The organism is Paenibacillus sp. FSL R7-0333, from assembly GCF_038000365.1.
GTDB lineage: Bacteria > Bacillota > Bacilli > Paenibacillales > Paenibacillaceae > Paenibacillus_AQ > Paenibacillus_AQ silagei.
The window spans coordinates 3960921-3983183 of record NZ_JBBOBZ010000001.1 but is presented as its reverse complement, the minus strand read 5'-3'; the positions used below and the strand labels follow the sequence as shown (position 1 = coordinate 3983183).

At 53.3% G+C, this 22263-nt stretch carries 22 protein-coding genes; 12 read left to right on the top strand and 10 right to left on the bottom strand.

Going from position 1 to position 22263, the window contains the following annotated elements; genetic code table 11:
* Positions 1–31: 31 nt before the first annotated feature.
* Both MKY86_RS16645 and MKY86_RS16640 read right to left on the bottom strand, forming a co-directional pair.
* The gene (locus MKY86_RS16645) at positions 32–247 is read right to left on the bottom strand and encodes a hypothetical protein (protein WP_076085176.1); all 216 of its coding nucleotides are present in this window, start codon (positions 245–247) and stop codon (positions 32–34) included.
* A gap of 109 nt (positions 248–356) precedes the next feature.
* Positions 357–872: a molybdopterin-binding protein gene (locus MKY86_RS16640; RefSeq protein ID WP_143803890.1), complete on the bottom strand. Its 516-nt coding sequence runs from the start codon at positions 870–872 to the stop codon at positions 357–359.
* 182 nt (positions 873–1054) lie between these two features.
* Between MKY86_RS16640 and MKY86_RS16635 the strand changes: the two genes are divergently transcribed.
* From MKY86_RS16635 to MKY86_RS16615, 5 genes are all read left to right on the top strand, one after another.
* Entirely contained in the window at positions 1055–2056 is a 1002-nt protein-coding gene (locus MKY86_RS16635; RefSeq protein ID WP_076085179.1) for a CobW family GTP-binding protein, read from the top strand.
* Positions 2057–2151: 95 nt separating this feature from the next.
* A complete protein-coding gene (locus MKY86_RS16630) occupies positions 2152–2499 on the top strand; it encodes a four-helix bundle copper-binding protein (protein WP_036699084.1) in 348 nt (115 codons plus the stop codon).
* Between the two features lie 205 nt (positions 2500–2704).
* Positions 2705–3649 (top strand): ABC transporter ATP-binding protein, encoded by a 945-nt coding sequence (locus MKY86_RS16625; RefSeq protein WP_340827237.1) that lies wholly within the window; start codon positions 2705–2707, stop codon positions 3647–3649.
* Positions 3646–4356: a hypothetical protein gene (locus tag MKY86_RS16620; RefSeq protein WP_076085185.1), complete on the top strand. Its 711-nt coding sequence runs from the start codon at positions 3646–3648 to the stop codon at positions 4354–4356. Before MKY86_RS16625 ends, MKY86_RS16620 begins: the two co-directional genes overlap by 4 nt.
* A gap of 248 nt (positions 4357–4604) precedes the next feature.
* Positions 4605–5069, top strand: coding sequence for a hypothetical protein (locus MKY86_RS16615; RefSeq protein WP_036724577.1), 465 nt, complete (start codon positions 4605–4607; stop codon positions 5067–5069).
* Positions 5070–5765: 696 nt separating this feature from the next.
* On the opposite strand, the gene MKY86_RS16610 is transcribed toward MKY86_RS16615, so the two are convergent.
* From MKY86_RS16610 to MKY86_RS16600, 3 genes are all read right to left on the bottom strand, one after another.
* Positions 5766–7100 (bottom strand): winged helix DNA-binding domain-containing protein, encoded by a 1335-nt coding sequence (locus tag MKY86_RS16610; RefSeq protein WP_340827236.1) that lies wholly within the window; start codon positions 7098–7100, stop codon positions 5766–5768.
* A gap of 158 nt (positions 7101–7258) precedes the next feature.
* The gene (locus tag MKY86_RS16605) at positions 7259–9352 is read right to left on the bottom strand and encodes an ABC transporter ATP-binding protein (protein WP_340827234.1); all 2094 of its coding nucleotides are present in this window, start codon (positions 9350–9352) and stop codon (positions 7259–7261) included.
* 22 nt (positions 9353–9374) lie between these two features.
* The gene (locus MKY86_RS16600) at positions 9375–11123 is read right to left on the bottom strand and encodes an ABC transporter ATP-binding protein (protein ID WP_076085191.1); all 1749 of its coding nucleotides are present in this window, start codon (positions 11121–11123) and stop codon (positions 9375–9377) included.
* Between the two features lie 525 nt (positions 11124–11648).
* On the opposite strand from MKY86_RS16600, the gene MKY86_RS16595 reads away from it, so the two are divergent.
* Positions 11649–11951 carry a HesB/YadR/YfhF family protein gene (locus MKY86_RS16595; protein ID WP_036724585.1) on the top strand — a complete coding sequence of 101 codons (303 nt, stop codon included), beginning with the start codon at positions 11649–11651 and terminating at the stop codon, positions 11949–11951.
* 226 nt (positions 11952–12177) lie between these two features.
* Here the strand turns inward: MKY86_RS16595 and MKY86_RS16590 are convergent, their stop codons facing one another.
* On the bottom strand, positions 12178–12693 hold the full coding sequence (locus MKY86_RS16590; protein WP_076085194.1) for an ADP-heptose synthase: 516 nt from the start codon (positions 12691–12693) through the stop codon (positions 12178–12180).
* A 119-nt stretch (positions 12694–12812) separates the two neighbouring features.
* Between MKY86_RS16590 and MKY86_RS16585 the strand changes: the two genes are divergently transcribed.
* Complete coding sequence (locus tag MKY86_RS16585) at positions 12813–14561, top strand: ABC transporter ATP-binding protein (RefSeq protein ID WP_076085197.1); 1749 nt, start codon at positions 12813–12815, stop codon at positions 14559–14561.
* A gap of 105 nt (positions 14562–14666) precedes the next feature.
* Here the strand turns inward: MKY86_RS16585 and MKY86_RS16580 are convergent, their stop codons facing one another.
* Entirely contained in the window at positions 14667–15110 is a 444-nt protein-coding gene (locus MKY86_RS16580) for a DUF441 domain-containing protein (RefSeq protein WP_076085200.1), read from the bottom strand.
* Positions 15111–15131: 21 nt separating this feature from the next.
* On the bottom strand, positions 15132–16118 hold the full coding sequence (locus MKY86_RS16575; protein WP_076085203.1) for a YpdA family putative bacillithiol disulfide reductase: 987 nt from the start codon (positions 16116–16118) through the stop codon (positions 15132–15134).
* Between the two features lie 199 nt (positions 16119–16317).
* Between MKY86_RS16575 and MKY86_RS16570 the strand changes: the two genes are divergently transcribed.
* The 4 genes from MKY86_RS16570 (at position 16318) to rsgA (ending at position 19959) form a co-directional block, all read left to right on the top strand.
* Positions 16318–16914, top strand: coding sequence for a DUF2087 domain-containing protein (locus MKY86_RS16570; RefSeq protein WP_076085206.1), 597 nt, complete (start codon positions 16318–16320; stop codon positions 16912–16914).
* 119 nt (positions 16915–17033) lie between these two features.
* Positions 17034–17501: a DUF3939 domain-containing protein gene (locus MKY86_RS16565; RefSeq protein WP_076085209.1), complete on the top strand. Its 468-nt coding sequence runs from the start codon at positions 17034–17036 to the stop codon at positions 17499–17501.
* Positions 17502–17658: 157 nt separating this feature from the next.
* Positions 17659–18330 carry an HAD family hydrolase gene (locus MKY86_RS16560; protein WP_076085212.1) on the top strand — a complete coding sequence of 224 codons (672 nt, stop codon included), beginning with the start codon at positions 17659–17661 and terminating at the stop codon, positions 18328–18330.
* Between the two features lie 537 nt (positions 18331–18867).
* Positions 18868–19959 carry a ribosome small subunit-dependent GTPase A gene (gene rsgA, locus MKY86_RS16555; protein ID WP_076085244.1) on the top strand — a complete coding sequence of 364 codons (1092 nt, stop codon included), beginning with the start codon at positions 18868–18870 and terminating at the stop codon, positions 19957–19959.
* 730 nt (positions 19960–20689) lie between these two features.
* Here rsgA and MKY86_RS16550 read toward each other — a convergent pair.
* Entirely contained in the window at positions 20690–21316 is a 627-nt protein-coding gene (locus tag MKY86_RS16550) for an FMN-dependent NADH-azoreductase (protein ID WP_036699056.1), read from the bottom strand.
* A 327-nt stretch (positions 21317–21643) separates the two neighbouring features.
* Here MKY86_RS16550 and MKY86_RS16545 point away from each other — a divergent pair, with 327 nt between their 5' ends.
* A complete protein-coding gene (locus tag MKY86_RS16545; protein WP_179090468.1) occupies positions 21644–21781 on the top strand; it encodes a hypothetical protein in 138 nt (45 codons plus the stop codon).
* Positions 21782–21923: 142 nt separating this feature from the next.
* On the opposite strand, the gene MKY86_RS16540 is transcribed toward MKY86_RS16545, so the two are convergent.
* Positions 21924–22163: a hypothetical protein gene (locus MKY86_RS16540; protein WP_036699054.1), complete on the bottom strand. Its 240-nt coding sequence runs from the start codon at positions 22161–22163 to the stop codon at positions 21924–21926.
* Between the last annotated feature and the right edge of the window lie 100 nt (positions 22164–22263).

The following is a 22263-nucleotide window of genomic DNA, read 5'->3' as shown; positions in this document are numbered from 1 at the left end:
ACTATCTTATAGACGGGAGAGGCAGACTAGACTATCTTTTTCTGCTGCGCACCATTGCGGTAGGCCCGCACATTTCATCCCGGACGGAATAAGTGTAGATATGGTGAGGGACTGGAACACAGTGGTGGCGTCTGACGACCTCGACATGGTGGACCACCTGGATCACCTGGGGATGATAGTAATCTTCATATACAACCTGTGTGGGATCTGTAACCGTTTCAGCAGGACATTTCGGACAATTTCTCATTACACTCAGCTCCTTCGCAGTGGACTTATGCCAGTATACGCGTTATGCAGGAGCCTGCTTGTTCATTCGTCTAGATTCCGGCAAAATAGGTGTCCGGCCATGCTGCGTCTCACGAACGTTTGTAGATCTCGCGCATGACATGGCGCAGCTCGGGCAGGATTAGCCGTTCCATAGCCAGTTTGATTGCACCGGTGGAGCCGGGCATGGAGAAGACAGCGGTACTGCCGATTGTCCCGGCAATGGCCCGGCTGAGCATGGCGGCAGAGCCGATATCTTCGGTGAAGCTCAGCAGCCGGAAAATCTCCCCGAAGCCCGGCAGCGACTTGTCTAGCAGAGAGGCTACGGCCTCATAGGTGGTGTCACGGGGGGAAATGCCGGTCCCTCCGGTCAGAAGCACAGCTTCGATGCCGGAATGAACGGAGCTTTTGTAGACCAGCTCCCGGATATCTTCATAATCATCCTTGACGATGGTGCGGCCGGTCACGGTGTAACCGGCAGCTTCCAGCAGACTCTGGATCAGCGGCCCTCCGGTGTCCGTATCGATGGTCCGGGTGTCCGAGACCGTTATGATGTAGCAAGCGACTGAATCCGGGGCTTCGCTCCGGTGTTCTTCGACGGATGAGATACGAACCAGCTCCTTTTTGTAACTGCTGTGCAGCTTATATTTCCCATGATAGGGGATGGAAGCGGCAATAACAAGCTCCGGGGAAGCTGATGTATGCCTCACCTGGCAGTGCCGCCTTGCACAGAGGCGGTCATTGTAGTACACTCGCTACCATAACCGATTGAGGCAGGGAGAGAGCAAACTTGGAACAGTCATTACCAGTATATATCTTGTCGGGATTTCTCGGCAGCGGCAAGACCACATTACTACAGCGTCTTTTGGATCATTGGAATCATCAGGGCCTCCGGCCGGCCGTGATTATGAACGAGCTGGGTGAGGTGAATCTGGACGGCTTGCTGGTGGAGCAGTCTGTGCCGATGGCAGAGATGCTGGGCGGCTGTATCTGCTGCACCAGCAGGGGGGACTTAAGTACGGAGCTGACCACGCTGGTCAAAAAAGAATCGCCGGATGTAGTTATCATCGAGGCTACAGGCGCAGCCAACCCGCTGGAGATTGTGGATGCAGTAACGGAGACTTCGCTATATCAGCAGGTGGAGCTGAAGGGGCTGATTACCGTCGTCGATGCCGCCCATCTGCTGGAGCTGTACCGCTCCCAGCAAGGGGCTACCTACCGTCTGATGCAGGAGCAGATCCGCTGTGCATCCGTCCTGATCCTGAACAAGACAGACCGCATTCAAGCCGCAGAGATTGCAGAGATCTCGGAGGTGCTGCGTAAGTGGAATGCGTACGCGGAGATTCTGCCGGCGGTACGCTGTGAACTGGAGCCAGAAGCGCTGCTGGGCAGTGTGGGAGCCGTTCATAGGGAAGACCGGCCTGAGGGCGGAGAGCATACGGAGGGCGGCGCTGAAGGGGCGATGCATGCTTCGCATGATCATGTGATGGCTTACACGCATTATTTCCAGAATCCCGTGAACAGCGAGGAATTCGAACGGTTTGTGAAGGAGCTGCCACGCGATGTGTACCGGGCCAAGGGGATCGTAACTTTTACCGATACCTCCAGCCGGTTTCTGTTTCAGTACGCCTACAGAGAAGCGGATTTCATGAGAATTACGCCCCAGGGCGAGGTGCCGGATGTTGCGGTATTCATCGGTGAGCATTTCTCCTCCGGTGAGCTGCGCAGGGAGCTTCTGCGCCTGGAGAGACGTCTGCTGACCAGACCCGCAGCGGTCAAACGAAGCCTATAGTTAACAATCTGCAGTTCCTTATGAATGGTTCGTTCTTATTCTTGCAGGTTAATACATAGGCATACCCTATACTAATTGCAGGAGGTTGTAAGGCTATGACCCGAATTCAATATCAGGAATGCATTAATGCTTTGATTAAATGTATGGATGCCTGTAACTATAGCTATGTCTCAAGCCTCAAGGAATATGATCTGGCCGATCTGCGGGAGAGCATCCAGCTGGACCGTGAATGCGCAGACATCTGCTCCTTCGCTATTCAGGCGATGACCCGCCGAAGCCCGTTCGTGGCCGAAATCCTCAAATTATGTGCTGACATCTGTGACCGCTGCGCGGACACAAGCAGCCGTCATAAGCATAACCATTGCCAGGATTGCATCGATACCTGCCGCAATGCAGCCATGGCCTGCAGAAGGGTCAGTGAAGCTGTTGAAGTCTACGCCTGACATCACCCTTTAGGACTAACATATATAGCATCGAATACTTAACAGGAACCAGGGCGGGTGCGGATTTTTTTCTGCACAGTTCTGGTTTTTTCAATGTGAATTTCATGGATCTGGGAAAATAAAAAGGAGAATAAAGCCATTCCGGCGAATGTTACATAAGAGAATAATCAGGCTGCCGTTCGATGCGGCCCATAGGCATGCACGAATGGAAGGAGGCCTGGAAGCCACGAATGCAACATCTCTAATTACAATTACCGAAGGAAGCAAGCGCTATGGAAGCCGCCCGGTACTGACCGGAATATCGATGACAGTTCTTCCCGGCACGGCCACGGCTCTGATCGGCCGTAACGGGTCCGGCAAGAGTACGCTGTTATCCATCCTCGCGGGGCTGCTGAAGCTGTCCTCCGGTGATCTTACCTGTGACCGTCGGGCGATAACCACAGGTTATGCACCCGAGGCATTTCCCGGCTTGAAGCTCACCGCCGAGGACTATCTGCGCTGTATGGGCCGGATTGCCGGACTCTCCGAAGCGGCTTCGGCGTCCCGGATCAACGAACTGCTGCAGCTGTTCAGTCTCGAAGCCTACCGCAGTCACAAGCTGGCAGGCTTCTCCAAGGGAATGCTGCAGAAGGTCAACCTGATCCAGAGCCTGCTCATCCGGCCGCAGCTGCTGCTGCTTGACGAGCCCATGTCGGGACTGGATCTGCCCGCACAAGATACGCTTATCGAAGTACTGCTGGAGCTGAAGGCGGAGGGGACGGCACTCGTCTTGTCCGTTCATGAACCGCAGATCATCGAAGCTGTCGCGGATACAGTATATGTATTACATGAAGGGCAGACCCTCCGGACGATTCATGGAGCGGAGAAGCTGAAGAGTGCTCCAGTAGTGGATATCGTCTATACAGCACCGCCGGGACAAGCCCAGCGGGCTCTGGAAGCCTTGCCTGGAGTCATCCGCGTGCTGCCGGAGCCGGACTTCGCCGGTACAGCGTGTACAGGGTTGACTGTAGAACAGAAAATGTCAGATACCTGCCTGCTGCAGATTCTTGCTGCGGGCGGTTCCATAGTTTCAGTAAAGCCTCTCGGGGGATTAAGTGACCTGGCCGAGTGGATGGACCCCAAGGATCAGAGCGGGAGTGGACGCAGGTGAAAGGGCTAATCGGTTATTTTTTGCACAGTTATACAGTCTCCCAGCGGTTCTTCGGACCGGTTGCCGGTGTAATTATTGCGGTATTAATTCTCTATTCCTATAAGCCTAACCCGGTCATGAGCAGCTACTCGGCTACGGCAGTCTTTCTGTTCATAGCCTGTGCGTGGCTCGGCTTAAGCTTCCTTAATCATGAGCAGGCGGTGCAGAAGCAGGTGGTTATCGTTCAGCTCCGCAGTGCCCGGCGCTACAGTATGGGGGGGCTGCTTACAATGGTCCTGCTTACGCTGCTGCTGGATGTCATCATTGTTATGTATCCCGTCTTGACCGGAAGCTTCCATGAACCTGCTGGACTTCAGCGGATCTTGCTTGGTTTGGCCGGACATGCTCTAATGGGGTTATTAGGGATTACACTTTCCTTGTACCTGCAATCCTCGTGGGTACCGAGGGCTGGATATGCGGCCGGAATGATGCTGATCCTCCTCATTCTATCTATTAGCGCCGGTAAAGTGGCTGAAGTGGTGCCAGGGCCCGTTGTATCTATTCTCCTGCCCCCGGTATACCCGGTCATGGACAGGATGATGAATGCAGAGACTCTGCCAGTGTCCTCCGTGCTAGGAGCCTATGCCCACGCGTTGGCGTACATAATATTGCTTGCCGGATTCTACATTTACCGTACCGGCCGTATGGACTATAACAAAACAAACTGAGCTGTGTCCTTTGAACTTGATGATTTACAATTTGAAAAAAGTGGCGGAGGGGAAATTTGGAACTGTAGGAGCGGTAGCGTCCGCCTTTATGTTTGGATTTCTACAGCGGCTAACAGCTTGAATCGGGAAATCCAAACATAACAGCGGCCGGAAGTCCAAAATTCACCGCAGCAACGGCCATTCCAAAATAGAACGAAAAGTTCAATCTACACACAAATCAAATAATCAGATCAAGAACGGGAGGAACGATGAAGGATACACAAATACCGGAGAGTGAACAATCCAAAGAGCTATTTGCTTATTTCGGGCTGGCTGTCTACTATTGCCAGGCGCTGGAGCAGCAATTAACGAATCTGCTGCTGCTGACGAAGCTGTCGCAGGGCAAGACGCCAACTGACGCCGAAATCGCAGAATTGTATCAACGCAAGCTTAGCAATTCACTCGGCCAACTCATCAAAGAAATCCAGCATCACTTCCCCTTCTCTGAGGAAGAGACGAGTCAATTGCAGGCCGTATGGAAGGAACGCAATCATATTGTCCATGATTACTTCAAGGAACGGATTCAAGAGACCTTCACCCCAGCCGGCCGGGCCCATATGATCCGTGAACTGAAACGCTTCAAGAACAAGGCGAGCCGGTTGGAGATTAAGCTGCAGGGCTATTGTACTGAGATGTACAGCAAGCTTGGCCTTGAGGAAGAGCATATCCAATAAGGCATCCAATAAAATATAGCTAACTTACGAGAAGACTCCCCCTAACGCAGCAAGACTGCGACTGCGGGAGTTTTCTTTGGTTATACGAGCTGTGCGTAATAGTGGGCCGGATGTATGCGGAAAACCGAATACAATGGGGAGGTGGGAGTGCGAGTGTGCCGAATGTATGCGGAAAACTGAACACAATGTATTGGCGGGGGGTGAGTGTGCCGAATGTATGCGGAAAACCGAACACATTGGGGTAAGTGGGGGTGTGAGTGGCCGAATGTATGCGGAAAACCGAACACAATGTATTGGCGGGGGTGTGAGTGGGCCGGATGTATACGGAAAACCGAATACAATGTGTTAGCGGGGAGGAGGAATGTGGGCCGAAATGTTGCTGACGGAGATCCTGATTCGTGAGGGGTAGAAGTGCTCCTGAATTCAGCGGATGTGGGGCAACGCACGCGAATGAAGAGCACTAGTACCCCTGAATTCAGGGGATACGAGCCAAAACCCCAAATGAAGAGCACTAGTGCCCCTGAATTTGTCGGATACGAGCTAAATCCCCAAATGAGGTGCACTAATGCCCCCGAATACGCCGGTTGCTCTGAAGTAGGCGGATGAGTATTGTGGGGAGGGGGTCCACCGGCACAAGCTGTGTGGCCCCCTAAAGTTCTTACATCCTCTGCCCGCAGGATGATTCAGATGATTGAATTAATTTGTCTTTAGAGAAGTGGCAGACAGCGCCTCCTCCAGCTCCTGCAGTCCGCAGGATTGGACGACGTCCGGCGCGAAGCGGATCGCTGAGGCTCCGGTCGAGTGTTGCAGCGAGGAGAAGGCCCTGGTCAGCGCAGGGAGCATGGAGCGTTCAAGCGCCTCTCCGGCCTCCCACCACCAGCGGACGATGGTTAGGACACCTGTCTTCTTGTTCATCACCGGCTCCAGCCGGCCGATGAAGCGGTCGCCGTAGAGGAGGGGGAGGACATAGTATCCGTATTCCCGTTCAAGCACAGGCTTGTAGACCTCCCAGCGATATTGAAAGCCGAACAGCTGGAGGATCAGCTCTCTATCCCATAACAGATTGTCCAGCGGAGCCAGTGCCGCCGCGAAGGAGGCCGTTCCTCCGGCATGACCGGTCCCACCCTCATTACCAGCCTGCGGCCCGGCTGCGGATTCATTTGCACCCGCAGTATCATCCTGACGCAATATAGCTTCAAGCTCAGGGACGTCTGCTGTGCGGATGTATAGCGGTAGCTTCAGGCCGTCCACCTGTACCTCGCGGAGCAGGTCCTTCTGCAGCAGCCGCTGCACGGACGCTGTCCGTTCCTTGCTCTTCAGGCCAGCGATGCCAAGCCAGCCGTCCCCGGACCGGTTCCATTGCAGGCCGATGCTGCCGATCCGGCGCAGCACATACCAATCGTGATGCTGCTCCAGCGTCTCGTTAGGATCGCTTGCGCTTAGCAGTTCAGGAGGCAGCAGCTTGGCCGTATAATCGTAATAGCGGCGGGTGTGCACCCGGTGATGGATGGATAGCTCGCCCCAAAAGTACATGCTCTCCATGGCAGCCCGGGAGAGTCTTGCCGGAGCCCAGGACCAGTCGATCTTCTCCGTACTCTCCAGGTCCAGTGACGAGAGTGGCCCTCGTGCATCCAGCTCCGCACGGACATGGGTAATCATGGCCGCCATGGCCTCGTTATGCTGATGCCTGGCAGCAGCTTCCCTGCGTCGCTGGAAATACGGCCAATCCTCTGTGCAGTAGATCGACATGTTCTTATCCCAGCCGTCAATCAGCAGTCTGTCCTTATATAGCAGCTCATTGGCCATCTCGGGCACGAAGCCTGGGATTCTCGCCTGAAGCACCAGCTCGTGGTTATGTCCGGCTATACTGAGCGGATCATACTGGATACAGCCTACATGCCGGACGAAGTCATAGATGCTCTGCTTGCCGCCGGGCAATCCGTCCGGGACGAGCCGCTGATGGCGCAGCAGGAACAGCCGGGCTTGCCGCTTGCTAAGACTGTAGGTTATCATCATCTTCACCCCATCCATAATATGTATTGCTCCATTATACAGAACAAACGTTCTGATATCAAGTGAAAGACACCCCCTGATGCCTTCCTGCGTCAGGGGGTGTTCTTATTGTAATGTATGATAGGTATATGCGGTTGCCCGCCATTAGGCTAAGTTGCTGTCCTCAAGCAATTGAATTAGATCTGCTCCAGCGATGGCCGGAGTACAGCGGAAGAAGCAGAGCCCCCGGACTCCGGAGCTGGCTCGTCTGAGCCGTTCCCGGCTCCCGCACCCAGCTGAAGCTGATACATGCGGAAGTACCTGCCGCCCTGCGCCATCAGCTCATCATGGTTGCCGCGTTCAACAATCTGGCCCCGGTGCAGCACCAGAATCTGGTCCGCACTACGGATGGTTGACAGCCGGTGGGCGATGATGAAGGTGGTCCGGCCTTTTTTCAGCACCTCCAGCGCCTGCTGGATAATGCTCTCAGTCTCGGTATCGATGTTGGACGTTGCTTCATCCAGAATCAGGATCGCCGGATCGAAGGATAAGGCTCTGGCGAAGGAGATCAGCTGCCGCTGTCCGGCGGACAGGGTGCTGCCCTTCTCAATGACCGGTTCATCGAAGCCTTGCGGCAGGTGAGCCAGCAGTTTATCGGCCCCTACCTCACGCAAGGCGCGTTCGACACGCTCTCTAGAGATCCGCTCGTCACCCAGACTGACATTGGAGGCAATGGTTCCGGTGAAGAGGTACGGGTCCTGAAGCACGATGCCCATATGACTGCGCAGCCATTGCTTCGGCAGATCCTTGACCTTTTGCCCGTCGATCGTTATGCTTCCCTGCTGCGGATCATAGAAGCGGAACAGCAGGTTAATGATGGAGCTTTTGCCGGAGCCGGTATGGCCCACAAGGGCGACGGTCTCGCCCGGGCGCGCCTCGAAGGAGATATCGCGCAGGACGAAGTCCTTTTTATAAGCAAAGGAGACATCCTTGAACACGACATTTCCCTTGTAACGCGGCATCGATCCGTCAGTGACCGGCTCTCCCGGCTCATCCATCAGCGTGAACACGCGGCCTGCAGAGACCATCGAGCTGTCCAGATTTGCCAGCTGGTTGACCATCCCCGTAATCGGCTGGAACATCCGGCCCAGCACATCGACGAAGGCATACAGGACACCAAGCGATACGAAGGTCGACCCGTCCAAGCTGCCGAAGCCGAAGTACCACAGCACCAGCACGAAGGAGAGGCTGCGCAGCGAGTTCACCAGGTTGTGGGAGGTGAAGGCGTTCAGGTTGAGCATTTTGTTCTGATATTTCAGATAGTCGTCATTGAGCTGCTCGAATTCAGCGCTACTCTGCTTCTGGCGGCGAAAAATACGGATGATCGACATCCCCTGAATCGATTCGTTGATAATGGCATTAATCTCACTGAGCCGCGAGCGGATGATCGTGTTGTATTTGGTAGCGATTTTGCGGTACAGCACGATCCAGAGAATAATAATCGGCACGATGAACAAGCTGACCAGTCCCAGCTTCACATCGAGCAGGAAGAGGGCCACATAGACACCGGTGATATTAATGATTCCTGTAGCGAAGTTGGATAACACGGCAATGAAGAGATCCTTGACTGCTTCCGTATCGTTGGTAACCCGGGACACTACCTTACCGGCAGGCAGATTATCGAAGAAATAGACCGGCAGGCGCTGGATATGGGCATAGACATCGGTCCGCAGCTTGCGGATGACCTGATTGGCAGAAGATTGCAGCCAGTAGGTTTTGCCGAACTCAGCAATAATGGAGATCACAAGGAACATGGCGTATAGAGCGACTAACTGATAGATACCAGGAAGCTCCGGCTTGTAAAAGGAAAACAGATCACCCGCCGACAGCTTGACGGCCGGATAGACCGTCGTCTGCTCGCCGTATTTGATCTGGAGCTTCCCGTCTGCGAAGCTGCGCTCGCCTTCGGCCTTCGGTACCGCTTCATTGATGAAGTAGAAGCTTCTGCCCGCCTGAAGCAGGCGGACCTCCTGGCCCTTGGCTTCACCTGCGGCAAAGCGGTCACCGCGTTTGTAATAAGTGTTGTTATATTCTGCAGCATCCTCCGGCAAGGCTGTCTGGAAGTAGGGCTTCTCAATCGCAAGCAGATGATTGTCAATCATGCTCTTGGCGATAAAAGGCCCCGCCAGCTCAGCCGCTACTCCGATGGTCAGGAGCAGAAGGGCGGCGATGAAGGTCTTTTTGGCGGTCAGTGCATATTGCAGCAGACGTTTGCCTGTACTCTGTGTCAACGGTGACACCTCCTGTATGGGGTTATTCATTCGTCAGATTATTCTCGACCTGCTGGCGGTCGAACTGCTCACGGTACCAGCCGTTCAGCTCCAGCAGCTCCTGGTGTGTACCCTGTTCTGTAATATGCCCGTCTTCGAGGACAACGATCAGATCGGCATGCTCAATCGCCGAGAGGCGGTGGGTGGAGATGAGCGTGGTTTTGCCGCTGCGCTCCTCGCGGATGTTCTCGATGATCTTCGCTTCTGTCCGCGCGTCAACGGCAGACAGGGCATCATCCAGAATCAAAATATCGGGATTCGAGATGAAGGCGCGCGATATAGAAACACGCTGTTTCTGTCCCCCGGAGAGGGAGACGCCGCGTTCGCCAACCATTGTATCCAGCCCGTCAGATAAGGTACCAAGGTCATTCTGGAAGGCGGCGGCGGTAATCGCCTGCATGATCCGCTCATCGCTGGCCCCAGAGTATCCGAACTGGATATTCTCGCGCACCGATTTGGAGAAGAGGATCTGCTCCTGCGGCACATAGCCCATCCAGCTGTGAAGCTGGTCGAGGGCGATCTGGGTGATCGGCACACCGGAGATCAGAATTTCGCCTGTGCCCGCCGGGTATTCATGCAGCAGCTGCTTCAGCAGCGTCGATTTTCCGCTGCCGGTCCGTCCGACTACGCCAAGCGTCTGGCCTTGGGAGAGGGATAAGCTGACTCCGCTGAGATTATCGATGGTAGAGGTCGGATACCGGAAGGTCACATTCTTCAGCTCGATGGTGGTCGGCTGGTCAACCGGAACCGGATGAGGCACATCCTTGACATCAGGCTTGGCATTCAGCGTCTCGTCGATCCGCTCCAGTGAAGCGCCGCCGCGCTGCATGATATTAATCAGCTCGCCGATCGCGAACATCGGCCACACAATCATCCCGAGGTACATGTTGAACGACACCAGATCGCCCAGCGTAATCTGATTGCGGAATACGAGATAGATTCCGTAGGTCAGGGCGATGATATAGCTGAGACCCACGAACAAGCGGATCGTCGGCTCGAAGAAGGCATCGACCCGGGCAACCGCCATATTTTTGCGGTACACATCATCTGTAATGTCAGAGAAGTGCTTCTCATCGTGCCGCTCCTGCACATAAGCGCGGATGACGCGGATGCCCGATACGGATTCCAGTACCTGGTCATTCATGTCGCCGAAGGCATCCTGCGCCAGACTGTAGCGGTCGTGGATCGCTTTGCCGTAGAACACCATGGCTACCGCAATCATCGGAAGCGGGATGACCGCGGCCAGTGTCAGCTTCCAGCTGACCAGGAACCCCATGGCGAACAGGACGACCGTGAGATATACGGTGGAGTCGACAAGAGTGAGCATCCCGAAGCCTACGGTTGCGGAGACGGCGCGGATATCATTGGTGGCGCGGGCCATCAGATCGCCGGTGCGGTTACGCTCGAAGAAGGCGGGGGTCATCGTCATGAGATGATTCATGAACCGCGAGCGCAGCAGGCGCTCCACCAGATTCGAACCCCCGAACAGCTTATGCATCCATATGTAGGTGATCCAGTAAATGATCAGCAGCATAAGTACGATGAGGCCAATGTATTTCATCAGTGAACCTGCAGTGATGGCGCCGGTGACGATTTCGTCAATGGCGTTGCCCAGCAGGCGTGGAGGCAGGAGTTCTAACACACCTACCACAATAAGAAGGATGAGGCCTATAGTATAGCGCCTTTTTTCCCGGCGGAAGAACCAGCCGAGATTTCGGAGTACGGAGAACAAGGTGAATCCCTTCCTTTCGTGCTTGAAGTAATTACTAAGTTAGCTTGTTTAACGGAACATTTACGGACATTTCGCAGCGGATCATAACCTCATAGCACACGAAAAAGCGTACCATCCGAAAACGGATGATACGCCTCTAATTGCGGTTATCATGTCCACGGTGCTATAAGCAGCACAGAGACATGTGAGAGATAAGTTAAGCCTGTTCTCATACGTTACGCGTAATACGCATGAACCTCAGGAATTCTCCACTGCTCGGGCTGCTTCGGTATTCAGTTGGGTATAGTTTTCTACAATAGTGGCGAGGTATACCATATCCATATCCATATTCAACACCGAGATCACCCTTTCTTCATTTTGGTAATTACTTGAAGACGTTTCGTTATGTTCCGAGTTTATCATCACACTTTAAGAATTGTCAAACTTAATTTTGCGGCGCGGCAGGATATCTGGCAGGAGTACTTCAGTAATTTGGTGAATTGAAGTTTTTTGGGTATGATTGGGGTAGAGGGGAGGAGTGGAGAGATGAACATATTAATTAGTCCGGAAGCAGCCGCCTGGTTCAAAAGAGAACTGAGCCTCCAGGAGGGCGCATATATCCGGTTGTTCCCCCGGTACAGCTCAGGCGGAGGCCTGCATCCCGGTTTCTCGCTGGGCATTGCTACCGAGCAGCCTGGACGTCCTGCTGTGCAGTTCGGGGAAGGCGGCTTGACCTTCTATATGGAGGAGCAGGATCTGTGGTATATGGAGGGGTACAATCTGTCGATTGTCTATTCTGAAGCAGAGGATGACATCGAATATAAGTATGAGCCTGTGCCGGTGGCATAAGGGAGAGCTGGAGCGAATGGCAGATACCGGCACTGCCGGGGATGTGGAACAAGCCCTTGCCGTCAGGCAAGGGCTTGTTCCAAAATATAAGAATTTATAGGATTCACACCATAACTTATCCTTCTATTTCCTCGCTGAAACGGTACCGTCCTTTAAAAGGACGGCCAGGCCGTCTCCGCTTGTACGCACCAGGCCAGCGAAGCTGCCCGCCGCTCAGGTGACGCGATCAGTGCGAGCTGCGGAAGGTCTCTTCCTCCATCGCGAACTCGAAATCATCAATGTCATAGACCTGGACGGGAACTCCGCCTTCGATGATGCGCTGGATCAGCTCGAACTGGTCGGTCAGAATCGGCACCTTCTCACGCTGGGACGCCAGCAGCAGCTCTGTCTCAATCGGATCGAATGCTTCTCCGTAGGAGGCATTGTCAACGCTGTTGATAATGGTGATCTGCGCGTGTCCGCCGAGGAGGATACCGGAGCTTTTGGCCCAGGGGACGTTCAGGCAGCGGTTGATCTTCTTGGCATTGAGCGGCTCCTCGAAATAGTTGATCAGCTCGCGGATTCTGAGTCTGACATGCTTGTCATCATCCGCCTGGCTCATCACCGGCTCATCGCTGTCCCGCAGCTCGTAAAGCTCCATAATTGTGGTATAAGGGACTATATATTCTACAGGGCTCCGCGGGATGAGAAGCTGGCCGTAAATCGCCATCATGACGGCTTCCGTCACAAATTGTCTGGGCATCATTATCCTCCTGAATTTCGGTACTGCAACCGTAACTGTTTAAAAATAATAAAACACTGCAGCGCGCAAATGTCAACTGCACCCTGATGAAGAATGAATTGGAAAGGACCTGACACGCTGTGAAACCTTGGAAATCTTATTATACCTTTGTTCGGCCGTATATGAAATGGATTGTGCTCACTCTGATCATCGGGATGGTCAAATTCAGCATTCCGCTGACGCTGCCGATGATTCTCAAATATGTAGTTGATGAGCTGCTGGGTAATCCGGCACTGACGATAGCTGAGCGGGTCTCGAAGCTGATGACGGTAATCGGCGGGGGCCTGATTCTGTTCGTGATTGTCCGCGGGCCGGTGGAGTATTACCGCCAGTATTTCGCCCAGCTGATTACAAGCAAGGTCCTCTTCGATATGCGCAATAAGCTCTACGGGCATCTGCAGCGGCTGTCGCTGCGTTATTACCAGAATACGAAGGTGGGCGAGGCCATCTCCCGGTTCATTAACGATGTGGAGCAGTCGAAGAACCTGGTTGAGGTCGGAATGATGAATGTCTGGCTGGATATGTTCACCCTGCTCTTCGCGCTGGGCTTCATGCTCTATCTGAATCCGGTGCTGACGCTGGTGGCGATTTCCATTTTGCCGCTATATGGGATTGCCGTCAATACGCTGTACAAGCGTCTCAAGGTGCTGACCAAAGACCGGTCACAGGCACTTGCCGTCATTCAGGGCTATCTGCATGAACGGATTCAGGGGATCGCGGTCATCCGCAGCTTTACGATGGAGCGGGTGGACCAGCGGCAATTCGAGGAGATCAACGGCAAGTTCCTGCAAAAAGCGCTGGCGCAAACGCGGTGGAACGCCTTCACCTTCGCGATTATCAACACCCTGACCGATATTGCGCCGCTGCTCGTGATCGGGTACGGCGGATACCAGGTCATTCAGGGCAACCTGACGCTCGGGACCTTCGTGGCCTTCTTCGGCTATCTGGACCGGATGTATGCGCCGCTGCGCCGTCTGATCAACTCCTCGACCGTGCTGACCCAAGCCTCGGCATCGCTTGAGCGTGTCCTGGAGCTGCTGAATGAGCCCTATGATATTGTCGATGCTCCGGGCGCGAAGCCGCTGCTGAAGCCAGCCGGAAAGATCGAATTCAACAATGTGTGGTTCAAGTATAACGACGAGCATGAGTGGGTGCTGCGGGACATTAATCTGAGCATTGCTCCGGGCCAGACGGTGGCTTTTGTCGGAATGAGCGGAGGCGGCAAATCCTCGCTGATCAGCCTGATCCCGCGCTTTTATGATATCAGCGAAGGCAGTCTGCGCATGGACGGCCGCGATATCCGCGGGCTGACCCAGGAGAGTCTGCGGCGGACGGTGGGCATGGTGCTGCAGGATAATTTCCTGTTCAGCGGCTCGGTACGCGACAATATCAAGTTCGGGAACCCGGAAGCGGGGGAAGAGGAGGTGATGAAGGCGGCGGTGTCTGCGAATGCCCACGACTTCATCATGCAGCTGCCTGAAGGTTATGATACCGAAGTGGGGGAACGGGGTGTGAAGCTGTCCGGCGGACAGAAGCAGCGCGTGGCGATTGCACGGGTATTCCTGAAGGATCCCAAGGTGCTGATTCTGGACGAAGCGACCTCCGCGCTGGATCTGGAGTCCGAGCATCTCATCCAGCAGGCGCTACAGGCGCTTGCATCCGAGCGGACGACGCTGATTGTGGCCCACAGGCTGTCCACGATTACCCATGCCGACCAGATTATCGTGCTGGAGAATGGAGAGATCACCGAACGCGGCACCCATGAGGAGCTGATGGGACTTGCGGGGAGCTACGCCCGGCTGTTCAACGTTCAGCGGCTGGATGCATAACACGGCTATACTATTCTTAGTCAAAAGAAACAGGCTGCAAGTCCACCCGCTTAGGTGGACTTGCAGCCTGTTTCGTCTTGCCTTGGTCTTGAGGTGGCTACCGGCTTACATCCGGCCAATCAGCAGCGACAGGATGCCGGCGGCAATGAGCGGTCCCACGGGAACGCCTTTGAACAGAGCCACGCCAAGGACGGTTCCGATGAGAAGCCCGGCGACGATGGTCGGCTGGCTGCCCATGAGCATGGCTCCGCGTCCGCCCAGATAAGCGACCAGGACGCCAACTCCGATGGCGGCCAGGGATTTCCAGTGCAGGAACGACTGTCCGACGGTCTGGAGGGAGATCTTCCCGCTGGCCAGCGGCGTCATGACCCCGATGGTCAGGATGATAATGCCGACGGTCAGCCCGTATTTCTCCAGCCAGGGAAAAGCCTGCTGAAGTCCCAGCACACGGATCAGCAGCAGCACGACCATGGCAATGGTAATCGGCGAGTTGCTGCTGACGACACCGAGCGCTGCCAGACCCAGCAGCAATAACGAGGTTATATCCATAGCTTGGATACACTCCTTCTCTTAAGTAAGCCTTGTACTCACAATATGATCGGCAATCAGCTTGCCGTGCCCCCGCCCGCTCTCGATGAATACCTCGTTGGCATTCCGTCCGGAAGCGATAACCCCGGCGACATAGATGCCCGGTATATTACTCTCCATGGTAGCGGGGTTAAAGGCTGGTTTATCCATAGAGTCATCCATCTGCACCCCGGCAGAGGTAAGCAGGGCCCTGCTCGGGCGGAAGCCGGTCATCGCCAGCACGAAGTCATTGTCCAGCTCGGTAATAGCCCCATTCACGGAGGAGGTTACCAGCACCGAGGCCGGGGTGATCTCCGTGACGCGCGATTCCAGATGCAGCGTAATGCTCCCCTTCTGCACCATGCTCTCGAAGATCGGACGCACCCAGGGCTTGATATTGTCCGAGATGCTGCTTCCCCGGTAGACCATATCCACCTTGGCGCCTACCCGCAGCAGCTCCAGCGCGGCATCCACCGCTGAATTGCTGCCTCCGATTACAGTTACCTTCATACCGGAATAGGGATGAGCCTCGCCAAAATAATGCGTAACCTTCGGCAGCTCCTCCCCGGGAATCCCGATCAGATTAGGCTGGTCGAAGTAACCGGTAGAGATGACTACGTTCGCAGCGTAGCGCTGCTGCTCCTCGCCGCGCTTGTTGACCGTATGTACAACGAAGCTGCCATCCTCCTGCGGCAGAACGGACAACGCTTCTTCATAAGCGGCAATCTCAAGCTGATGCTGCGCGGCCGCACGGCGGTAGTAGACCAGCGCCTCATGGCGGTAGGGCTTGTCATTCGGAGAGGTGAAGGGCACATCTCCAATCTCAAGCAGCGGGGTGGTGCTGAAGAACTGCATGTTGGTCGGATACAGGTAGATGGAATGGACAATGAAGTTCTTTTCCACAATCAGGCTGGAGAGCCCTTGGCGCTGGCATTCGATGGCTGCAGACAGTCCGCAGGGACCGGCGCCGATAATAATAACGTCTAGCATAATATCTATGTCCTCCTAAGGTAGTATTCTATTCAGTAAATGGTACCTTATATTTTTGTTTTTTGCCATGGCTGGCGAATTCCGCAAATTGGGGATTGATCAGATGTCAAGATGGGTATATAATTAGATATATATCTAAATTATAAAATGGCAGTTCCCCCAGACTGCCTGACGAATATCCGTAGGAGCGTGATCACGCTTGCAGTTAGACAAAATTGTCGCCTATCACAAAGCTTTATCCGATCCCACCCGGCTGCGTATTCTTCTGCTCCTGTCCCGGGGCGAGGTTCACGGTCACGCCTTGGCCGAGAAGCTGAATCTGTCACAGCCTACGGTGACCCATCATGCAGCCAAGCTGCGTGAAGCCGCACTGATCCTGGAGCGCAGAGACAAGAACACTGTATATTTCAAGCTGAATCCCGAGTTTATCCAGGCAGGCTCTGAGGCCTCGCTGAAATTTATTTTTGCAAAGGGGGTGGAGGAGATGGAGGAAGAGTCGCCTGAACACAGTCTCAAGGAGTCGGTGCTCCGTAATTTTTTTGCCAAAGACGGACGCCTGCGCCAGATTCCCGCACAATACAAGAAGAAATTAATCGCACTGCAATATATGGTGGAGAAGCTCGAACCGGGTGTGGTCTATTCGGAGAAAGAGATCAATGAGTTCATTAAGCCGTTCCACGATGATTATGCCACAATCCGCCGCGAGTTCATTATGCACCAGTTCATGTACCGGGAGAATGATAAGTATGAGCTTAACCCGCCGGATCTCTGGACTCACTGGGAAAATGTCAAATAATGATCTAATAAATGGGGATTTTTTATGACAAGTGCGAAACTGCTGATTAATTGTTCAAATAACGAATAAAATGGAATTGAAAGCGTTATCTGACATAACTTCGAAAGGAGACCTTCAGTATGATATTCAAACGTGCCAAAAAAAACTTGCAACCCGTTCATCCGACCGTTACCTTGCCGCAGATCAAGCAGGCTGTAAGGCAATTTGAAGAAGATATGCCCGCTCCCATTAACCGTACCGCTCTGATTCAGGAAGATAAGAGTATTGATCTGAACCGGCTCAAACGATATTTAGGCGGAGTTCCGCAGCAGAAATTCTACATGTCCAGCGAGACGTTTGAGATTTTTGAAGAATCTGACAAGCTGGTGCCGTACTACCTCGACATGGTTCAATCGGCGGTAGACAATTATATCAGTGACACCGGCAAGCTGCCGCTGCTCGAAGACGCCTGGCTCCCTGAGGTTCATTACCGGCTGCTGTCCACCGAGCGTTATCTGAAGGAGACACCGCCGTTCCCGCTCTACATTACCGATGAGGAAATGATGCTTACGCACCGGGCAGAGCATTTTGAACATTTTGAATCCTGAAAGCTCTGCGTACCTGATTCCCCCTATACAGGCCATTCTGACGAAGGAGAGGTTGTCCTTCCTGGCGGAATAGTCTTTATTTTGCGCCCGGGAGCGTAGTACAATAAGCATCTGGTGCGTTGGGCGCAGAAATGGACGACAGAAGGGGAGCGTAGACATGAGAGAGGTACAAGCGTTGCTGTTTGATTTGGACAATACCCTGATGGACCGGGATCAGACCTTCCGCAGCTTCAGTACGAAGTTTGTGCAGGATCACCTGGGACATCTTAGCGAAGGGCAGGCCGTGCAGGTGGTGGAGGATATGATTATCAGAGATGCCGACGGATACCGGGATAAGGACGGGTTCTTCGCGGAGCTTAGCGAGGTTCTTCCTTGGGAGAAGGCATTGACCGCTGCGGACATCCGGGCCTATTATGATGAGACCTATATCCGCCACGGGGCGATAATGAAGCATGCGGTGGAGACCCTGGAGTATTGCCGGGACCGGGGATATCCGCTGGGACTGGTCACGAACGGCGGCACGGATATTCAATATGGCAAAATCGATCTGCTTGGACTCCGCGGCTACTTCCGCACGATCGTCATTTCGGGCGAAGCCGGGATCAGCAAGCCTGATCCTGAGATATACAAGTTAGCCCTGGAACGCCTTGGCTCCACGGCGGAACAGACTATATTCATCGGCGATCATCCGGTGAATGATATCTGGGGGGCGGCTAGAAGCGGGATGGATACGATCTGGCTGAAGCGCAAGCACCCTTGGGATGAATCACTGAACGTGAAGCCTCTCGCTGTCATTCAGGAGCTGGATGAGCTCCGGGGCATTATTTAAGCAAGTTAGGGCCCACTGTTGACAAACGGTATCCGGGCCGTATATTATTACAGCATATTATTTCGGAAGGAGACGATGTCAAATGGCAGTTTATACTAGCGTTTCAGGATTGGTTGCTACTGTTGTGGATACGTGTCTTCCGGGAAATGCGGCTGTGGAGTAATAATTGATCCCCAGCTTCGCAGGTAAGCTCTATGATGCCTTCTAGAGCCGCCGGGAACCGTATCGGTTCCGGCGGCTTTTTTGCGTGTGCAGGTCTGCTGCATCACGCCCGGATAGTGGATTCTGCTCTTCTCGCGCAGAGGAGCAGACTCACTATCCTGGAATGACTCTGCCCGCAGCGGACGGTTCTTTGCTGTACATCAGCAAAAGCCGGACCGCGGCCGAGTCTGCCTCTGCCGCCGGAACCTTTGGGTTCCGGCGGCTTTTTTGTGCGGCGTGACGAGCCAATGCTGCCCGGAGATACATGGATGATGTGATAAGCGGAGGTATGAGAACGATAATAACCCATTCAGGAGGAAATGCATGAATATCGATATCAAGCTAGAACAGTACGGCTGGAATGAAGAATGGAACAGAAAATGGACAGATAAGCTGCGGCTGCTGGACGACAGGGAGTATGCAGCGGGCCGGATTGCCGGAGATTTCGGCAGTAAATACAAGGTGATTACTGCAGCAGGTGAAATATGGGGTGAGTTGTCAGGCAAGTTCCGGCATTCGCTAAGCGGGTCCGGCGAGTATCCGGCGGTAGGCGATTGGGTGGTCCTGGCGATGCAGGATGGGGGAGCGCATGCTGTGATTCATGGTGTGCTTCCCCGTCACAGCGTCATCTCGCGCAAGGTGGCGGGCCCGACTCAGGAGGAGCAGATTGTAGCTTCCAACGTGGATACCTTATTCCTGGTCAGTGCACTGAATGATGATTTCAATGTACGGCGGATGGAGCGTTATCTGATTATGGCCTGGAACAGCGGGGCGAATCCCGTCATTCTATTGACCAAGGCAGATCTGTGCACCGATGCGGAGCTGAAAATGGCCGAAATGCAGCAGGCGGCTCCCGGTGTCCCGGTCCATGTGGTCAGCGCCTTACTGGGCGACGGGCGGGAGGAGCTTCAGCCCTACATTGGCAGCGGCCAGACGGTAGCACTGACCGGTTCGTCCGGCTGCGGCAAATCAACGATGGTCAACTGGCTCAGCGGCCGGAATCTGCAGCTCACCCAGGATGTGCGGGAAGGGGACAGCCGCGGACGTCATACGACCACACACCGCGAGCTGTTCGTCCTCCCGGATGGCGGAATCATCGTCGATACTCCGGGAATGCGCGAGCTGCAATTGTGGGAGGATGACGGCGGACTGGACCTGGCGTTCGGTGAGATCAGTACACTTGCGGCGGAATGCCGCTTCAGTGACTGTACTCATACACGGGAGGAAGGCTGCGCCGTGCTTGCGGCTGCCGCCAGTGGTGTGCTGGACGGGAAGCGGCTGCAGAATTACCACAAGACGCAGAAGGAGCTGCAATTCCAGAACAGCAAGGAAGCGAGACAGAAGCGCAAGACAGCCGCCGCCTCCGCCAAAAGCACCCCGCCCCGTGCCAAGGGCAACAGCTGGCAGCGGGTGCTGGACGAATATTGAGCGGCGATGAAATTCCAGAGCGTTGTAGAAGCATTGAAGCGGGCAGGGGAATAGGGATGAAAGTTTGCATGACGGAATAAACTTGCTAGATGCTGTGCATTGTGTAAGCAGGAGCTACGCCACCTGGAGTAGTTGGAAAAACGTATCTTAATTTGGTGGTTCGGGAGCTATAGAGGAAATTAGTTGGATAAACGTCATTTGTTACACCGTAAAAGCCTCGATTGGGAAGAGTTGGAGGAGATTAAGTGCCATTTTTCCAACTGCTCTCTAGCTTGAGGTCTCTTGTTCGATAGCAAGTGGAGAAAATCCACCTGCTTCAGCAACTTTTATAGCAGTGGTATCTGGTCTTGTCCGTAAGAACTCCGTCTCAACGTTAAGAGGCTGTCCCGGTGGGTTAAATGAAGGGGATATTCTGTCGTAGCGTTTTGAGAAGTTTTTAAAGAAGTTCGTATCCCGCTTAAACAGTGGAGAGGACGGAACGATTGTGGAAAAGCGGCAGCGGTCGCCTTGGTCTCCGGATTTTCACCGCTAAGGGGAATGAAAAAAATCTGGAGAGCACAGCGATTGTAACAACGGTCCGTTCACGCAGCGTCCACCCAAGTGCTCACGTTGATCTAACTCCAAAAAAAGAGCTGTCCCAAGCAGCCACTTCATGGCATTTGGGACAGCTCTTCATATGCTCTCGGTAAGTCTCCCTACGGAGACTTTCAAAAAGCTATTTATGATCAGATTAGAACGATGCTGCTGCTGTCTTAGCCAGTTGCAGACCGGAAGCGATAATGTCAGCGGATTTGTCCGGGTTCTGGTTGTGTCCTTCGATGATTACCTGTGTAGTTTCCTTGAAGCCCCAGAAGTTCAGGTTGCCCATGATGAAGTTAACGGCCATTTCAGCACTTGCTGCCGGGCCTTCGGAGTACACGCCGCCTCTGGCGTTCAGAACCGCTGCTTTTTTGCCAGTCAACAGTCCTACAGGACCTTCAGCAGTATACTTGAAGGTAGTTCCAGCCTGGTTCAGGTAGTCGATATAAGTGTGCAGTACAGCCGGAACGGTCATGTTCCAGAGCGGGAAGGCAAAGACTACTTTGTCAGCAGCCAGGAACTGGTCCAGATATTTCTTAACAAGTGCAGCGCCTGCTGCTTCTTCAGGAGTGGCTTCGAAGCCTTGGGCTGCTTTGTATACGCCAGTGATGAGTGTGTTATCGTAGTAAGGAAGCTGTTCAGCGAACAGGTCGAGTTCAGTGATCTGGTCCTGCGGATGAGTCTCCTTGTAGCTGGACAGGAATTCGTTGTAGAGCTGAACACTTACGGATTGCTCGGCTGGGCGGTTATTAGCTTTGATAAACAGTACATTCGACATTATGATTTCTCCTTAGGTATATATTTAATATTAACTATCGATAATATAGCATTTAATATTTAGTTTGTAAATATCCGTCGGATAAAATTTTTTTCTGCTTACAGAAGCTGCTATCCTTCGCAAATGTACCATATCTTCTATAACGGATTCCTAATTTGCCGCTCAAAGGCCCATATGTAGTTTTACTAATTTCGCAAGCGGTGCAGGTGCGCATCAGGACAAGTTTAGGGGATCAGCGGTCCGGTTATATAGGTGATATAAGGAGAAGAGGAAATGATTCCCTCTCCAGATCACGGGACTAAGCCCCCATTTAAAGGAGCGATTGACATGTCCATCGACCGTTTCATCCTGAAGAAGCTGGACAGCTGTCACGAAGAGCATACCCGGCGTAACCTGGTGAAGTTGTTCAAATTGCGAATTAAAAAGGCGGAGAAAGAGGAGAACCGGAACCTCCGGATTGGCTGAGTGACGGTATAATTACTGCTAAGCGCCTACCATCCTATAAACTAAGCGCATCCCCTCAACATGCGGGTATGTGCTTATTTGTTGTGTACCTTTATATTTATGCAAAGCATTTACTTATTCAGGCAAAAAAATATCCCTCTGTTTAATAGAGGGATAAGGCCAATGAATCATTTTCACTGTAACTGTGCAATATAGCTTCTGAGCCTTTAATTTCGATACTGATCAGGGAATTCAAACAGGTCTGCAGGGCGTTTTTGCCTTTTTGAATTTTGAGTTCAAGCGTACTGTTGAGCAGTCGAAGTACTTTTTGGGTCGGCTGTTTGTTTTCTGTTGTGAAATATACAGGGACAAGCTTGTTTTGAAAAGTGATGAGCATTCTCATTTTGAAAACCACCTCGCTAAAAGTATTTCATGGTATTGATCTTACCCTGTGTTTCTTAATTTTACCTTAAAATTAGCTTATGATAACATAAAGATTGCAA

Excerpts from the sequence above, each read along its gene's own strand:
- MKY86_RS16575 (WP_076085203.1), bottom strand. The coding sequence starts at position 16,118 with ATGCTAGACGTTATTATTATCGGCGCCGGTCCCTGCGGACTGTCTGCA.
- MKY86_RS16590 (WP_076085194.1), bottom strand. The coding sequence starts at position 12,693 with ATGCCCAGACAATTTGTGACGGAAGCCGTCATGATGGCGATTTACGGC.
- MKY86_RS16550 (WP_036699056.1), bottom strand. The coding sequence starts at position 21,316 with ATGTCGAATGTACTGTTTATCAAAGCTAATAACCGCCCAGCCGAGCAA.
- MKY86_RS16595 (WP_036724585.1), top strand. The coding sequence starts at position 11,649 with ATGAACATATTAATTAGTCCGGAAGCAGCCGCCTGGTTCAAAAGAGAA.
- MKY86_RS16615 (WP_036724577.1), top strand. The coding sequence starts at position 4,605 with ATGAAGGATACACAAATACCGGAGAGTGAACAATCCAAAGAGCTATTT.
- MKY86_RS16580 (WP_076085200.1), bottom strand. The coding sequence starts at position 15,110 with ATGGATATAACCTCGTTATTGCTGCTGGGTCTGGCAGCGCTCGGTGTC.
- MKY86_RS16645 (WP_076085176.1), bottom strand. The coding sequence starts at position 247 with ATGAGAAATTGTCCGAAATGTCCTGCTGAAACGGTTACAGATCCCACA.
- MKY86_RS16540 (WP_036699054.1), bottom strand. The coding sequence starts at position 22,163 with ATGAGAATGCTCATCACTTTTCAAAACAAGCTTGTCCCTGTATATTTC.
- MKY86_RS16560 (WP_076085212.1), top strand. The coding sequence starts at position 17,659 with ATGAGAGAGGTACAAGCGTTGCTGTTTGATTTGGACAATACCCTGATG.
- MKY86_RS16630 (WP_036699084.1), top strand. The coding sequence starts at position 2,152 with ATGACCCGAATTCAATATCAGGAATGCATTAATGCTTTGATTAAATGT.
- MKY86_RS16545 (WP_179090468.1), top strand. The coding sequence starts at position 21,644 with ATGTCCATCGACCGTTTCATCCTGAAGAAGCTGGACAGCTGTCACGAA.
- MKY86_RS16610 (WP_340827236.1), bottom strand. The coding sequence starts at position 7,100 with ATGGATGGGGTGAAGATGATGATAACCTACAGTCTTAGCAAGCGGCAA.
- MKY86_RS16625 (WP_340827237.1), top strand. The coding sequence starts at position 2,705 with ATGGAAGGAGGCCTGGAAGCCACGAATGCAACATCTCTAATTACAATT.
- MKY86_RS16565 (WP_076085209.1), top strand. The coding sequence starts at position 17,034 with ATGATATTCAAACGTGCCAAAAAAAACTTGCAACCCGTTCATCCGACC.